This is a genomic window from Photorhabdus kayaii, from assembly GCF_025384895.1.
GTDB classification, from domain to species: Bacteria; Pseudomonadota; Gammaproteobacteria; order Enterobacterales; family Enterobacteriaceae; genus Photorhabdus; species Photorhabdus kayaii.
In genome coordinates, this window is record NZ_JAJAFZ010000001.1 from 86,441 (window position 1) to 101,839 (window position 15,399).

18 protein-coding genes are annotated in these 15,399 nt (G+C 37.3%); 4 read left to right on the top strand and 14 right to left on the bottom strand.

From position 1 onward, the window contains the following. Positions 1-23: 23 nt before the first annotated feature. Positions 24-281 (bottom strand): helix-turn-helix domain-containing protein, encoded by a 258-nt coding sequence (locus tag LGZ98_RS00525; RefSeq protein WP_011147602.1) that lies wholly within the window; start codon positions 279-281, stop codon positions 24-26. Between the two features lie 104 nt (positions 282-385). Between LGZ98_RS00525 and LGZ98_RS00530 the strand changes: the two genes are divergently transcribed. Together LGZ98_RS00530 and LGZ98_RS00535 are read left to right on the top strand one after the other, a co-directional pair. Further along, entirely contained in the window at positions 386-640 is a 255-nt protein-coding gene (locus tag LGZ98_RS00530) for a helix-turn-helix domain-containing protein (RefSeq protein WP_041380249.1), read from the top strand. 88 nt (positions 641-728) lie between these two features. After that, positions 729-977, top strand: a complete 249-nt coding sequence (locus LGZ98_RS00535) for a helix-turn-helix domain-containing protein (RefSeq protein ID WP_011147600.1) — start codon at positions 729-731, stop codon at positions 975-977. 750 nt (positions 978-1,727) lie between these two features. Here the strand turns inward: LGZ98_RS00535 and LGZ98_RS00540 are convergent. Next, complete coding sequence (locus tag LGZ98_RS00540) at positions 1,728-1,928, bottom strand: glycosyltransferase family 25 protein (protein ID WP_315901972.1); 201 nt, start codon at positions 1,926-1,928, stop codon at positions 1,728-1,730. Between the two features lie 304 nt (positions 1,929-2,232). Further along, on the bottom strand, positions 2,233-3,315 hold the full coding sequence (locus tag LGZ98_RS00545; protein ID WP_113041978.1) for a glycosyltransferase: 1,083 nt from the start codon (positions 3,313-3,315) through the stop codon (positions 2,233-2,235). 628 nt (positions 3,316-3,943) lie between these two features. On the opposite strand from LGZ98_RS00545, the gene LGZ98_RS00550 reads away from it, so the two are divergent. Then, positions 3,944-4,072, top strand: a complete 129-nt coding sequence (locus LGZ98_RS00550; RefSeq protein WP_262405111.1) for a hypothetical protein — start codon at positions 3,944-3,946, stop codon at positions 4,070-4,072. Between the two features lie 111 nt (positions 4,073-4,183). On the opposite strand, the gene LGZ98_RS00555 is transcribed toward LGZ98_RS00550, so the two are convergent. The 3 genes from LGZ98_RS00555 to LGZ98_RS00565 form a co-directional block, all read right to left on the bottom strand. After that, positions 4,184-4,342, bottom strand: coding sequence for a hypothetical protein (locus tag LGZ98_RS00555; protein ID WP_158536537.1), 159 nt, complete (start codon positions 4,340-4,342; stop codon positions 4,184-4,186). A 259-nt stretch (positions 4,343-4,601) separates the two neighbouring features. After that, the gene (locus tag LGZ98_RS00560) at positions 4,602-5,579 is read right to left on the bottom strand and encodes a glycosyltransferase family 2 protein (protein WP_113041979.1); all 978 of its coding nucleotides are present in this window, start codon (positions 5,577-5,579) and stop codon (positions 4,602-4,604) included. 835 nt (positions 5,580-6,414) lie between these two features. Further along, positions 6,415-6,768, bottom strand: coding sequence for a type II toxin-antitoxin system HicB family antitoxin (locus LGZ98_RS00565; protein ID WP_228901333.1), 354 nt, complete (start codon positions 6,766-6,768; stop codon positions 6,415-6,417). A gap of 479 nt (positions 6,769-7,247) precedes the next feature. On the opposite strand from LGZ98_RS00565, the gene LGZ98_RS00570 reads away from it, so the two are divergent. Continuing rightward, the gene (locus LGZ98_RS00570) at positions 7,248-7,787 is read left to right on the top strand and encodes a phage baseplate protein (RefSeq protein WP_262977559.1); all 540 of its coding nucleotides are present in this window, start codon (positions 7,248-7,250) and stop codon (positions 7,785-7,787) included. Between the two features lie 70 nt (positions 7,788-7,857). Here LGZ98_RS00570 and LGZ98_RS00575 read toward each other — a convergent pair whose 3' ends face one another. From LGZ98_RS00575 to LGZ98_RS00615, 8 genes are all read right to left on the bottom strand, one after another. Beyond that, a complete protein-coding gene (locus LGZ98_RS00575) occupies positions 7,858-8,814 on the bottom strand; it encodes a glycosyltransferase (RefSeq protein ID WP_113041975.1) in 957 nt (318 codons plus the stop codon). A gap of 546 nt (positions 8,815-9,360) precedes the next feature. Next, the gene (locus tag LGZ98_RS00585; RefSeq protein ID WP_113041974.1) at positions 9,361-9,987 is read right to left on the bottom strand and encodes a tail fiber assembly protein; all 627 of its coding nucleotides are present in this window, start codon (positions 9,985-9,987) and stop codon (positions 9,361-9,363) included. Beyond that, complete coding sequence (locus LGZ98_RS00590; RefSeq protein ID WP_262977560.1) at positions 9,987-11,504, bottom strand: phage tail protein; 1,518 nt, start codon at positions 11,502-11,504, stop codon at positions 9,987-9,989. Before LGZ98_RS00590 ends, LGZ98_RS00585 begins: the two co-directional genes overlap by 1 nt. A 2-nt stretch (positions 11,505-11,506) precedes the next feature. Then, positions 11,507-12,079, bottom strand: coding sequence for a DUF2612 domain-containing protein (locus LGZ98_RS00595; RefSeq protein WP_262977561.1), 573 nt, complete (start codon positions 12,077-12,079; stop codon positions 11,507-11,509). Beyond that, a complete protein-coding gene (locus tag LGZ98_RS00600; protein ID WP_262977562.1) occupies positions 12,076-13,269 on the bottom strand; it encodes a baseplate J/gp47 family protein in 1,194 nt (397 codons plus the stop codon). The genes LGZ98_RS00595 and LGZ98_RS00600 overlap by 4 nt, the downstream gene beginning before the upstream one ends. After that, positions 13,262-13,609 (bottom strand): contractile injection system sheath initiator, encoded by a 348-nt coding sequence (locus LGZ98_RS00605; RefSeq protein WP_113042579.1) that lies wholly within the window; start codon positions 13,607-13,609, stop codon positions 13,262-13,264. Before LGZ98_RS00605 ends, LGZ98_RS00600 begins: the two co-directional genes overlap by 8 nt. Next, positions 13,606-14,361: a phage baseplate assembly protein V gene (locus LGZ98_RS00610; RefSeq protein ID WP_113042577.1), complete on the bottom strand. Its 756-nt coding sequence runs from the start codon at positions 14,359-14,361 to the stop codon at positions 13,606-13,608. The genes LGZ98_RS00605 and LGZ98_RS00610 overlap by 4 nt, the downstream gene beginning before the upstream one ends. Continuing rightward, the gene (locus LGZ98_RS00615) at positions 14,358-15,314 is read right to left on the bottom strand and encodes a phage protein (RefSeq protein ID WP_228900510.1); all 957 of its coding nucleotides are present in this window, start codon (positions 15,312-15,314) and stop codon (positions 14,358-14,360) included. Before LGZ98_RS00615 ends, LGZ98_RS00610 begins: the two co-directional genes overlap by 4 nt. Positions 15,315-15,399 lie beyond the last annotated feature (85 nt).

The window sequence follows — 15,399 nt, forward strand, 5'->3', positions numbered from 1 at the left end:
TAGACCATTTAGTTGAGAATTAGTCACCTGGAGGAATTACTTCGGATAACTCGTTCAATAGGTTGTCCATTCTCGTCAAAATATCGGCTTGGCCAAATTTCTGAGGGATGTACTCCGAGATTGTTCGCAATAATCCACTCTCCTTTAGGCCAAGGTCGTGATAGAGCATTAGCTAATGTAGATGAGCTAAGTCCCTCCTTACGTGATACCGCTGCTAAGGTAGTGCCGAGCTTACGTAAGGCAGCGATAATGTCGGCGGTATGCCAATCTTTTTTATTCATTTCCTTTATATCTCCATATAACAAACGCAATAAATTATCCTATTTTGGGATATTTAAGTAAATGGTTGATATTCGATTTTGGGATATTAATCAAGGTTAAAGAAATGGCATCGATTTATTCATATGAATATCAATTGGTTATAAACACTCTTCGTAAAGCTAGGATAGAAAAAGGTATTACTCAAAAAAGCTTGGCTCAAGCCTTAGATCGACCTCAATCATTTATTGCTAAAATTGAAAATGGTGAAAGAAGGTTGGATGTGGTTGAATTTGTGCATATAGCACACTTGCTATCTGTCGATTATGTGCTAATTTTAGAAAAAATTTTGTTCAAAAAACAACCTAAAAAGTTAAAATGATCGGAGCTTATAAAATAAAAAATCCCATTTTGGTATAAATCAACAATCGATTGATATTTAATCCTAAATGCTTAGTAGGATTAAATATATGGTTTCAATTTACTCTGATGAATATCAAATAGTTATCAAAGCACTCCGTGAGGCTCGTATAGCAAAGGGGGTCACGCAAGAGAATTTAGCTCAAGCGCTAGATCGCCCTCAATCGTTTATTGCGAAAGTTGAGAATGGTGAAAGAAGATTGGATGTTGTGGAATTTGTTCATATAGCACATTTGTTATCATTAGAACCAAGTGTTCTCATAAAAAGAATCCCAAGAAAATATTCCTCGATATGCTGATAACTTTCTATCTACGCTAGTTTCATCAGATAGCGTAGCTAAAGAGGGATTCACATAGTTAACTATATTAACTATGTGGTAGAACAATTAGGGTTTAATATCCCTAAAGTTGTTTTTTATACTCCGTGTTATGCAGTATCTATACACATTTTACTCGGCTAACACTTAATTGGAGCTATCTGCGCTCTTTTTGCGCAGATAGATGTAACTAAACCGGTTCCGCTCTAGGCTGGAGGGGGCTGGTTTATGAGATCATGAGGTCGGCCTTTTCAGCTATAGCGATTTCCCCAATTTTCGGAGCTTCGGCTCCTTTAATTTGACCAACGATTTTTACGCATTGCGTATTGCTAATTTATATGCTGAATTCCGAAAATGACTTCACGTTTTTCCTGTCTATACGCTCATTCTTCTCGTTCGGTTAGGTAAATTTGTCAGGCGCTTCTTAATAACTTCTTAGTCTCAAGATAGAGGTTTATAAGGCTAAGATAGCTTTACATTAGAGGTAGGTTCAAGTTCAGCTAAGATCATAGCTGAATGCATTCCAATCATTTTCATTTGGTTTCTGTACTGTGCATTATGATAGGGGTGTTAACCCCATTTTAATAAGTGCAGAATATACCGCCTAACTGTTCGGAATTGGTTACCGTGCTACAGATTTAAAGGAAAAATGGGTAAATTGAATAAATTACAGTCATATTTACGACGCTAGTTGTGTAAAAAATTTTCAATAGATGAAACGCAATTGTCGCTTTATTTATCGAGCGGATAAGTGAAATTTATCGCGCGCGGCGTCATCATCACCTCATCTTTGGAAAGTTGTTTGCCATTTACCGCTTTGATTATTTCAACATCTAATCCTAAGGATGATGCTTGCTGTAACATCGAGTATTTTCTTTCGATATCTGATTCTAAGTTAATTATAAAAATTTTCATTTTTTCTGGTAAAATCATGAGAAGATTTAAGTAAAAGATAAACTATGGAATTTATAGCCACTTAATTTTAAAATAATATAAATTGATATTTTACTTAGCTACAGTACCAAGATCCCCTCATATGAAAGGCTAAAATATTTTCCATTCTTTGAAATCCTATTTTTTCTTATCTTCATAAATACTCTTTTAAAAAAAATAAAACACTATGATTTAATATAAAAATTAGTGTTGAAAGATTCTTTACTATCCGATAGACAGAGTAGAATACTCCTTAATGTGAACTTTGCATTATAATCTCTTTTGTGTTAATTAGTGCATATCATCAAATATTAAGTGCTGATTTCACTCTTTTTAAATAATTTGAATCAAATAAATTGGAAATAGCCATTTTTATTGTATTACTGTCAGATAGTTTTTTTCCGCTAACTATATCCTGCAATTTACTTATTAATTCAGATGGTTTATCAACAGGATATAGTTCACCATTAATTTCATTCTTTATGATATCAGCAGGGCCAGTTTTGCAGTCAGAGCTTATGCAATATATACCTTGAGCATTAGCTTCGCTTAATACCATAGGAAACCCCTCAAAATCTGAAGTTAATAACAGTGCTGTAATTTCTTTAATTTCATTCATAATATAATACCACGGTTCTTTATGCCACCCGTGCCATACTATATTACTGGTTATATTTAGATTATCCGCTACACTGCGTAATATTTTCTCATCACAACCACTACCAACAATATTTAATTCCCAATTACCATGAACTTGCGATAATGCCTTAAACATACCACTAATGTTTTTATGACCGTCGGCTAATCTGCCTACATATAGAAATTTAGTTATATTCCCGTTTGGTTGAGGGATTGTTTCGCTTTTCTGAGAAACAGGATTGAAGATAGTAAAAATTTTATCTGGATTAACACCTCTATCAATAAATTGTTGAGTTATACTTGAACTAATAGAAAGGTGATAATCAGCTTTTGTTGCATAAATATTTTTATACAATTGATCAAGAGAAGTATGAACCCATGAAAATAGAGGAGTTTTAGAAAAGATTAATTTTTTTGCCAGACTTGTTATGTAACAACTTAATGGATCTATCGCAATAATGATATCCGGATTTTCTCTTCTCATAAATTTAGAGAATAAAAAGGCAAAGTGTACTCTGCGAGCTTTTGTGTTATATATCTTAGAACGGATGCGATGAAATGACATTCCATTTAACCAATCATCATTTATTTCAACAGATTCTTGGCGGATATCATTGATAAAGAAGAAACTGACGTCTGACGCTGGGCAATCTTCTGATAATAAAGCTACTAATTTTTTGCATACAGTTTCCCTTCCTCCAAAACCAGACATGTCATAGCCTACGATAATGATTTTTTTAGCTTTCATAATTAATCTAACCTTCTTATATGGGTTTTTATGAATTTCATATCTCTATATCAATAACATATTCATGTAACGGTAAAAGGTAGCTTGTATTATGAAAAAAAGAACCAAAATTCAAGCTATTCACTAGCACCATACTACATGATTTTCATAATGTGAATCAGAATATTCAAGAATTTTTTAAAACCTGAATACTTAAAGCGAAAGAGAATTAACATGGTATAAAAATATAACTATGATTTTCTGGTATAGGGAAATGTATATGAATTTATTTAAAAAAATATATTACTAGCTTGTTATTATCACCAGTTATCTTGTGAGTTACTAGAAGGCATTAGCTATAACACTAATATACAACTCACAAAGGAGAGTGGAATATCAAAGCATCAGTTGTAATATCTGCTTATCATCCCAAGAACTGAAAAGATAAAAAGTTGTATGATTTACGAAAGTAAACCGTGTAAATTCGCTGATTTATCACTCAGAACTTGCTGGTAATTCCTGAATGGTTAATGTCTTTTTCTTTAAATCGTCGTTTTGGTTATCGATTGACATGTGAATATATACCCTATGGATTTCAAGATGCATCGCGGCGGCAAGGGAGCGAATCCCCGGGAGCATAGAGAACTATGTGACCGGGGTGAGTGAGTGCAGCCAACAAAGAGGCAACTTGAAAGATGACGGGGATAGTTTTTCAGGTCAGTTAATGTTTGATACTAATGAAACATCAACACGGCTTAATAATACTAGGAGAGTGTGAGTTAAATGAACCAACTTTGATCAAGAGCTTTGAATTCTCTACACTTCGTAATCGTAGTGGGCTTTCGAACCTAAATTGATGAAAAAACTTCAAAAACTAATTGGCAAAATATTAACTCTGTAAAAATAAAAAGATTTGTTCCGCACATGATACAAGTTGAACAGAATTGCGCTCTTTTGCAATTGTTGTGATTTTTGAAAAATTAAATGCTCCTGGATAATTCCCACCATTAGCTGATACCGCATTTTTCTCCAACTCCACCGTTTCCATCAAGCCAATGAATTATCTAGCCTGTAATTTAAATTGTGCATTTTCTAAGATAAGCCGTCAATTGCTATATCTCAGCAATTTTCTCGCCAAAATAAAGTACATTAAAAAACACAAACAATTGACCAGTAAAAAAAGATAAAATTTCTAAATGAATTTCATACTATGAAAAATTGTTAATGTAAAAATATAAAGCTTATTAACAGTCTAAAATGGCCTGTTTTTACAGGCCATTTAGATTGTTGTCATGATTATATAAAAATTAAATTTTATCTTTCCTTTTAGTCAGTAATAAATTAGCCAACAACCAAATTATTTTATTTTTAGAATTAATTATTTTTAGCCTAAATAAAAAATTATTTCTCTTCCGAATAAATTCAGCATCTTGTCTTTGATAAGAAAAATCGGATAAAAAAGAAGAAAGCTCATCAAATCTTTTGGATGCTAGCATTTTCCACATTAGCTGGCCTTTTAGGCTTAAAGCTTTTGATTTAACTTTCTTCATAAAGATTTCACGATCTTCGTTATGGTATTGCATGTCCATATCTTGATAAATCGTGTCCCAAGCTTGGATTTCATCTATATAATTCTTTACACCCCACTTCTTATTCATGATGGAATCACTTCGGTAAATATAATTATAAAGATATTCTGGGATGTAAGAAAATTTTGCTTTACAGATACATAACAAAATAAATGAAATATCTTCTCCTACAATTAGGTTTTCATCAAACCAAATTTTATTTCCTAGCAAAAAATCACGTTTAATTAACATACAACAAATTCCAAAATAATCAAAGTTCAAAAAATTGAATGCCAGGTTATTTAAATCTCGATAATCTTTAGAATAAATCTCTTTGCCTGTATAAACATTCTTGAACAAACAAAAAGTAATATCACTCTTTGTCTCACTATTTTTTCGCAACACCGATTCAATAAACGAAGGCTCAAAAGAGTCATCACTATCTAGGAAAGTGACATAATCTCCTTTGGCTTTACTTAAGCCAATGTTTCTTGCTGCGGAAATCCCTCTGTTTTCTTGAGAAAAAATCGCAATATTGAAGTATTGTTCAGACAGCCGGTTAAGAACATCCATTGTGCCATCAGTTGATCCATCGTTGACAATGATGATCTCAGTGTTTTTATATGTCTGATTAAGAACACTATTAATAGCATTTTCTATAATATCTTCGACATTAAAGGCCGGGATGATAATTGAAACTAATACATCATTATTCATAATAGTACAATCCGCTAGTTACCTACAGGAATCCTTTAGAATTATTCAATAAAGAGCTTTCAATACTAAATATATATTCTGATATAAGTACATGTGTGAATTGAACCAACATCAGTATTCCTGCTCCTAATTGTCAAATTTAAAGACATTTAATTGATTATCAATATGATCGATATGGGGTATTATACTGCTTTCCTCCCATTAATTGTATCAATTAATGACTAAGGTGAAGATTTACTGTGAAAAATGTTCTCTATCTAGTAACATTATTACTCGCTCACTAATAAAATCAGTCCTGTACCATCACACTTCCAGAATCTTTTTATAGCTTTTAAGCTGAGTTTTTGCTGTTATATCGAATTAGCCTTAGTTTTACACAGTTAAGAATGTGATTTTTCATAGGTTGGTAACTGTCGCAAAATTAAAAAAACTATCAGAATCTAGATTTACAGTAGAACGAAAAAATTTCCCGGGTAAAAAATCAGTATATTTTTCACCAATAGGAATTACGTAGTAAATTTATTTTTCACTATGTAAAGTTAATTACACAAAATAAAAATATAATGAAAATATTTATCGTTATAAATCTCACTGAGCATTCCCGCAACTCATCGATAGGAAATGAAGTTCATTCAACAGTAAACGAGCTAGATATACAAAAAGAAAACATAAAATTTTAACAACTTTGCGTTTGATGTTTTTGCGTGTATTTGTTCGTTCATGGGTGAAGAAAGTCAGGCCATGATTTTTTATTATTATAGACACAATTAAGAGTTGTATAACTATGATTTGCAAAATAGTGTTTTTATTTAGCTCATCTTTTAAAGTTCTTTTGTTATTCAATATCGTATTGTGCCAAACTTTCTTTGTCACGATTATTAATATGCCGCTGCTTTCCAGAAAACTCAGATAAATCAACGTTGATAACAAACCAGTTATCAATGTATTGATATTTTGTGTTTTTTGCATAAACCAGATAGCCAGCATCCTGAATGTGTTCAACTGCGCTATTATTCGCGACCATATCTTCTACTGTTAACAAGATAGCCTTACACGCCATTATCGCAATGTCTTCTTTATTATCCGCGGCAGAAAAACAGCCATAATCTTCGACACACAGAGCAGGAATGACCAAACCATACGCTGTATTTTCATTTTTCGATAACTCAACACCTACTGAAAAAAACATGATGACCTCCAAAGTCGGCGAGGATTAAATCCCCGCCATTTTCTTTATAGATTTGATAATACCGATGGCAATCTTTTTTGGGATGCGGAACCGAGTATGTCTTTCCGGTTATTGGTAACTCCTTCTAAGTTCGCGTCCAACAGCAATCAGCTCTTTTATCAGGTTGGTTGATTTCATATCCTCCCAACCTGACATAAGCATATGCACGCATACACACAAAGTAAATCTATTTATCTCAAATGAACTTGCGTTAAAACGCAAAGTGATGCTAATTTTATGTATATTTTCCACCCAATCATTGTTCGTAATTCCATCATAGTTAATATATTTCTTTCTCAATCATTATTTTGGTTATTTATTGGTACTCAGATCTGCCCAATTTTTACCATATTGAGTCCCATTGAATGCCTTTAAAAGCTGCTTTGACAAAGATTGCCGTCAGTTAATGAACTACAGAAAGCCTTGGTTTAACAGAAACCGTGGAATTGGCGAAAAGTGCAGCTAATATCAACACCATTTATCCTGTCGGAATCGTAGTTTGGTTTGCACAAAATAAAAACCCAAATACACTGTTTCCAGGTACTACATGGAAATATATTGGTGAAAATAAAACAATTCGTTTAGCTAGTACGAGTGGCTCAAACGTACTGAGTTCTGGCGGTTCTGATAGTGTTACGCTCTCAGCAACGCAGTTACCTGTACATAACCATTCATTTAGTGCAACAACTAGTTCATTTGATTATGGGACAAAGACAACAAACACAGCAGGAAACCATTACCATACTGTAAATGGTATGGGAAGGCCCGGAGATATACGTCCAAAAGTATCTACAACCTCAGGCGGGAGTTATACTTTCCAAAATCCAGATACTAACTCAGCAGGCAATCATAACCACATTGTAGCGATTGGTGCCCATAGCCACTTAGTAACTGGGACAACAAGAAACACAGGTAGTGGTTCAGTGATAAATGTAGCTAACGCCTATGTAATGTTAATGGGTTGGTATCGTTCTGCATGAGTTAATTGATGGTTTAATTCCTCTTTGTCATTTTAAAACAAGGAGGAAACCAATACGAAACTAGCAAGATTTAGTGAAATCCTACTTTATAAAGAGCAAACGCAATGAAACGGGAAAATGTTTTTACTCTTTGAGTGTCATTTATATTGTGAATTTTTTCTATTAAAGAAAACCATTTTTTTACTGTGGACTCTCTACCATATTGTTCAAATCTTTTTTTTCCATTAGATACCATTGATGTATATAAATCTGGTCGGTTTCGTAGTTGATCCACTGCCTCTATGAATTGCTCTGGTGTCTTGGCAATTAAATAATCTAATTCACTTATTCGTATAGCTCTCATAGAAGGTTCATTATCACAAATTAAAGGGCAACCAGCACTCCACGCATTGATAAGTTTGCTAGCCGGCTTTCTCATAAGGTCAGGGCTACATTCTTTCCTAAAACTTATAGCTATATCGATGTCACTATAATTAGTCCAGTCATCTGTTGATATTCTAAGTGCTATACCTCTTTTATTTAACTCGCTTATAAGATTTTTATCTGTAAAAAAATCAGGTAAAGCATCAACATGTCCAAAAAAACCAATAGTTTTTATTTCATTGCTATCTTTAGATCTGCATTTTAAGTTTGGTTGTGGCCAGTGTGGTAAAAAGATTTTTCTAGGTTCTGTTTGTAGTGGATTTTGTACAACGGTATAATCAGCTCCATAAACAGGGGGACGATCAGCTTGACAAACAATAGTGCATCCTATCCACGGCTTAGTTCTAAAGCTAAAATCATCGTAGTGTAATATATTAACTGCATCAGCACGGACTTGATTAGTTAATGTAATATCAAGATAATTACCGTAGTAATATTTGAGATTAATTAAAGTTTGAAAAACCCAGCAAGCTTTACCTTTACGATAAAATCTATCCGGAATAGAATCAGGATTGATTTTTTGATTAATTATCTCTTCAAAATCATAAGCATAGTTGTTTATGAATTTTTGGTTAGAAACACCGTTAACGATAATCTTTTTCATTGTTAAGCTACCTCCTAAGTTTTAAACTTTAAATAATATCATCTTTAATATTTAAGTTAACATAATTATAATACGTTATAAATTGTTTTTATAAATTATTTCGAACTGCACTATCCAATTATCCGGAACTCAATAATCATATCTAACTAGTTGAATTATAAATAAGTTTTCATTTGGTACTAAGGAAAAGTTTTACCTATTACTGAGCGATTAAAAGAGACGTAGCTTTAGAAACTAGATTGGCTGAATGGGAGGCGTTTTACAATTATCACTGGCCGCATGGTAGCTTGAAAGGTAAAATACCTCATGAAGCTCTTGTTGAAAAAAATGCTCTGTTAGGCGAGGTCGTAGATTTCACTCGGAACCAATTAAATAATCCCTCTCAGAATGAACTGCACTCCTAATTAATTACCTAAAGGATTATCCCAGAATGACAACAATAAGGGCTGCTTATGCAGCCCGATAACAATCGAAGTCAGAAATCTTTTTATCCATATCACCCAGAAGAACCCTTAAAATAGCAGTAAGGGCCGTTTGGCCCCATCATTACTTTGGCACTTCCGGCCACGGCACATCCGGCGCTTGATTCACATCTACACGAGTAAGCAATACTCTGTATTTTCTCCATTCGAGTAGAGCTTCTTTCTCTGAGTCTGTAGCGACTTCTAAGTCAACAGAGTCTTGTAGCAATGAGATTGTTTCATTTGCTTGTTGTAACAGTGCTGCCTGCTGTTGTTTTGCTTCATTGATTTGATGAGACTTGAGTAAGTCTTTATCAACTACCCACTTTTTGCCATCCCATTTGTCAAAGTCGGTGGGCGGTTTCTTGAATGTGAGCGTGTCGGGCAGCTCACCGATTTCCGTAATTTCAATAGCCGTACGAGTCAATGTGTCGTAAGCGATTTTTCCACGATAGTCAGGCAGGATTTCCCAGCATTTACTGTCTACACTGCGACAAACAGCCTCATCATGAGATTTAGGTAGCTCTGGCGCATCAGGATAAGCGCCGGCTGACAAACTGACACCGAGCATGACATATTCGATATCAGAATTTGTGAATTCTCGCGTGATTTGATTCGAGTGATAAACCTTTATCCAGCCTGCCTGAATTGCCAAACCATCTTTACCTAAGATTGCTGTTTCATGTTCTAAAGAGTATTTCTGTTCAGTCATTATGCTGCTCTCACTATGTAATTAAATGCGACGTTGCGCGGGCGGGTTTCGTTTGCTGTACGTGCGACGTGTGATGCGTCGAATGTAACGTCATCGGCACCCCGTTTGCCGGAGGGATAACTTGCATATAACCCACTGCTTGAATTTCGTGTCGCATTAAAGGCACCCGATAAACTTTCGAGCTGTGAATAGCCGTCCATCAATCTTACTGCGAAACCGCCAGTAATATTTTGAATTGCATCCCCCTGCCACGTACCACACACACGCCCCGGATCGACTCCCCGACTATCATCCCATCCTCGAATAAATTCGCCTCTTAAATCGGGCACTCTACCGGCAGGATAGGCTTCCGCTAGCTTCGGATATAAAGATTTATCAAATGTCTGACCGTTGCAAGTGAGGTAGCCTTGGGGTGTATAACGATGCGGATACGGAAGCGGGACGCCGACGGGGAGCGCCGGATTTGTTGTGCTATATTGAATAGTCCAAGGCAGGTATTGCTCCGGCCCATCCCAAGTTTGTCGTGTCGCAATATCTCCGTGATGAGAATAATATGTTTGATGAATTCTCTGATCATTACTCTTAAATACAGAAAGAAATCCATACGCGTAAATTTTACCGCCATTATAAACGGGTAAGTCAGTTACAGAATTAGGATTAGCGATAGTTACAAGATAGATACCCGTTTCGCGCATGTCCGAGAATCTGCCATTATCGCTCAGACCACCGCGAACATCTGGAAAAGCCCCCACATCCCCGGCATTCAAACTGACATCCCCACTCAACGCCTTGCCATTAATTTTCCGGCTGTTCGGCACGGCACTTTTCGCCAATTCTACCGTTTCTGTTAAACCAAGGTTTTTTATAAACTCACTTTTATTAGGGACATCTGCTCCATTTTGGTTTTTTGCCAATCTGCTATTAGCATTATCTGTAGCCCTGTTTGCTTCATCATGAGCATTTTTAGCTGCTACGTTTGCTGTATTTGCAAAATCATATGCTTCTTTAATTGCCTTTGGCGTCGCCGCTAAGGTTTCATTTGTGCTATTTGTTGCATTACTCAGTTGTACAATCCCCTTCTGAGTCAATGAGGCATCAGAAACACCACTCAATTTGCTCTCAGCGATTTTTCTAACATCGTGGACCGACTTCGGTGTCGCCGCTTGATCTTCTCTGTCAGAATTTGTCGCGCTGTTGAGTTGCGATATGCCTTTCTGCGTCAGTGAAGCAGCAGGGATTTCCGTAGTAATTTTATGTTTTAATGCTAAATCCAATTGCGCTACGAGTTTCTCCAGATCACCATCATCCATAACGTCTTCACCGGTTTTTTCTGCAATATATTTCCCTATCACCGCAGCAATAACCGAAGATTGGCGCCAAACTTTATTTAATCGCTCACTCCTTGCTATCCCTGATTTAAAACCCTCCCCAATAAAATCTGAACTTTCATATTCTTCTTGTGACAAAGTATTCGCGTTTTCACCAATGGCAAATGCTTTAAAATCATTTTTAGCCATTTCTAACCCTCCACTATATGGTAATTAACCGTTATCCCCATAGGTTTAAGCGAGAGATAACCCTGATGGATGATTTCTTTAGTAATTGTACTGATTGATTTTCCTTTAATCGTTACTGTGAATGACATATCCAAGTTATCTTCAAAAGATACCGATAGGCCATTATTTGAATGAATAAAACTCAGGATGTTATTAAATGACCCGGCCGTTCCATCCCAGTTATTCGCGCCTATTTTCGCTTTAATGACAACCCGATAATTATCATCATCCAGTTTGATATAACTTTTATCACTGTCAAATCGCCCTTTCCATTGTCCACTATCAAATCCCAAGTCAGTAATATCAAAGGAGAAGTAATAGGATTCAATTGGAGTTTGGATCATTCGATTTCTTCCTACCCATTCTCCAATAATATCAAGCTGTTTGCCCACCGCTTTATCAAGGTCAAAACGGCTAATCAGTAAATCTGTGGTCAGCGCATTCTGGTTGAAAATATCAGTCACAGCTTCCAGCGTCCTGACATATTTTTTACCTTCCATGTGATATGCAGGAATTAGCTTCATATATTTGTTCATTCGAGCACCGTTACTATTTTAATATTTTCAGGTGAGCACGTCGGCGCTTGATTAAATGCGATGTCAATGTTCGCCGTTCCGGTTGTCGATGCTGATTTACCCACTATCACAGATAATACTTCATATGTCTGTCCACCGTTTTTATTGCATAAGTTTGCCGGTACAAATAAACGAGTAACATAGACTCCATCACCAATATAAAGCGATTTTATATAGTTAGATATTTCATTACGAATATTATTGCCAATATCTGATGTATATCCGATAAAGGGTTTAATGTGTATTTCAACGTAAATTGGCACCAGTGTAGGACGATAGAAGTTAATCGTTTTTTTATTGCCATAATCATCGGTAATCGTTTCAGAGGTGGTGCCAAATGTCGGTATGCCCGGCGTTTTTTTCACCAAGATGGTCCGGGCAATCTCTTTCGAGTCTCCACCATCAATGACAAGTGCAATGCTGTGAGCAGGTATGCCATTCTCATCCGTTTTGTCTGAGTCGTTGTCATATCCCCGGTAACGTGAAACTCCATGCAGGTTGGCAATGGCCCCCATCAGGCCATCCATAATGGTTCTCGAAGGCAGCGCAACGGAAACCGCTTGCCGTATTCGCAGTTCTACATCGGTTTCAATTCCCCGACCAAGTGTAGCCGCAACCGGGTTCGTCACGGTTTGCCAGCCCAATGTTGGCGTAGCAATTTGGTTAACCGTGTGGGGCAATGCGCCAATCGCACCCGATTTTTGACAAAGCGCGGTCACAATAGCCTGCCCGTGTGTATCTATAATCACTTCATCCGGTAGTGACCAAGCGTTGCCCGCATCATCCCGGACAGAAGCGTTGCGGATAACCGTGCCTGCTCGACCAGTAACCAAAATATCCACTGTTGAGTTGCTGGCGCTTTTTCTGGTGATGCCGTTGATTTTGACATTGCGGGAAAGCCCTTCGCCCACCGCCGTTGTCGGGCTAAATGAGTTATAGGAAGCAATGGTTGCGTTGTTACAACCGTGAATAACGTAGGCTATCAGCGATAAAAAAACACCGTCTTTACTGTCAGATTCAATGTAAATATCGTCCCCATAAATATCCCTGAATATCGTCTTCCAGCTATTCAAGATGGTTTGATAATCAGGAGCATTGATCCCGTTTTTATCAATAGCAGGTAACATTGTGTTGATAATACTTTCATACATCAGCAGTTACTCCTGTCTGTCCATAAATCGTGTCTATCGTGGCTGTAATGGTGATTTTTCTTGTTTCCGGGTTTCTTTCACTACGGTATTGGGTAATGTTCTCTACACCCGGCGTTTGCAGTATTCGCTGTCTAATAATCAGGTCATAAAAACTCGATGTGCCTTTACCCAACACGTCGTCGTAATCTGTCCCCTCTCGGTTATCAAGAAACCATTCGCCACTGTGCAACATCAGGCGCGTTTTCACCGCTTGTGCGACGGCTTCCGGTGAGTTGATAAGAAAACCCGCCTCTCCACGCCCAAATACATAGTCGTTGTCAATTTCTCTTCTGTATCTCATTGAGGTTTCCCCGTCTTACCGCCACCTGATTGCACACCACTATGTACATGGTTTTTAAGGCTAATCCCTGCCGCTGTCACATCATGACTCACCGTGACCGGGCCTTGCAGGGTTGCGGTGCCACCACCAACGCCCATGCCCTGTGATAAGTTGCCGTTAATGGTGACGTTGCCGTTTAGGATGATGTCAGGTGAAGTGATTTCAGTACCGCCATTGGCTGTCGCGATAAGTTTTGCCGGTGTGATAATCGTGACGTTATGGCTGCTGGGATCAAGTTCAATATACGCCGCGCCATCATCACTTCTCAGTTGCGCGGTGTGAGTGCTGATATTCGCTATTTTTTGTTGCTGAGATTGCGGGCCAATAAGCGCAAATCCATCGGACAGGTTATGCTGCCTGGGGTCCACCGGCTCTTGTACACCGCCAGATTGCCACCAATAATCGATGCAACGATCAGCAAATACGACTAAGCATTCATCACCGGCTCTTACCGGGAAGGTTAACGTCACGCCACCTCCCCTTGGGAATATAACCGGCACATCCACTAATAGTGGCAAGGATACCGATTCCAGTTCCCCGTCTCTTTGCCTGATTTTCCATCTGATGGCCGGTTGCGCGGTGATGGTTACCGCATCAGCATTAAATGATTGAATAATGCAAGGCAAGGAGACATACAATCCGGCGCTAATGACTTCTTGCATAGCAAAAAAGACCGCTTCGGGTCTATTGAGTCGTTCGTCAGTATTTATCATTCGCTCTCTGCCTTATCCTTATTGTGAGTTGATTGATTCAGCAAAGTATGATCGCTCTTGGCGATACACATTATTGTCATGTACCACTCCGTTTCGCGGGTATCGCCGGAGTACTCCACATTGAAGACAATGTAATCACCATCAGCGTCCAACGTTGCCGGTTGTGCTTTTGCATCCTTATGATCGCCAGATTGAGCAGCTTGTTTAGTCGCCGGATCAACTGGTTTGATTGAGCGGTTATCCAGTCGGATTAATGTCCCGGGGCGGATATTCGGGTTAATTAAGCATGTAACGTTAATACCTGAACCAATAGTTTGTTCAGGCATACCAATAAGACCTGTCTTTGAAGTCAGGACAATGGCTTCAGTTAAGTATTTATTTTTGGGTACAATATGTAGTTTGTTATCTTCATAGCGCCAATTAGCATCACATTGTTTTGCCAAATTAGAAACTTCATTGCGGTGCATGCCAAAAAGTACTTTTCCCCTGGGTGATGCTGATTTACTGAATTCAGGGCGTAGACCGGCGGTAATGCCATATTTGGCAATATCACGCATTAGCAAATGATCTAAATCTGCTTGCGAATATCCAGCCGCAATGGTGGTATTCACAGTCGCGTAATTGTGTGCTTCATCCCCGTCCGCTGCATGAATCACAACACAAGTATCCGTTGCGTTGTCTCTTTTTACATACGTGTACTGAATTTGGCCTGAGAATATTTGTCCTGAGTTCTCCTTGTAACCCGCCACAAATTTAATTTTTTTAAATTCATTTTTACGTAATTTATTACTGGTTTCGTTATTGAGGTTATATAGAGTAAAAATACCGCTAGCAGGATTGGAAGATTCCGTTCTGCTAATGTTAAATGTGATTTTCAGGTCTGATAAATTTACTTTTTCGCCATCTTTGTCTACAACGATAAGGTGGCATTCTCTTATCCATTGTTTTGACATAATTCACCTAATTAATAGAAATAAAAGAACCGCAATTAAGCGGCGTATGTAATAAATTATTAAAAATATCTTTCCCTTACCCCCA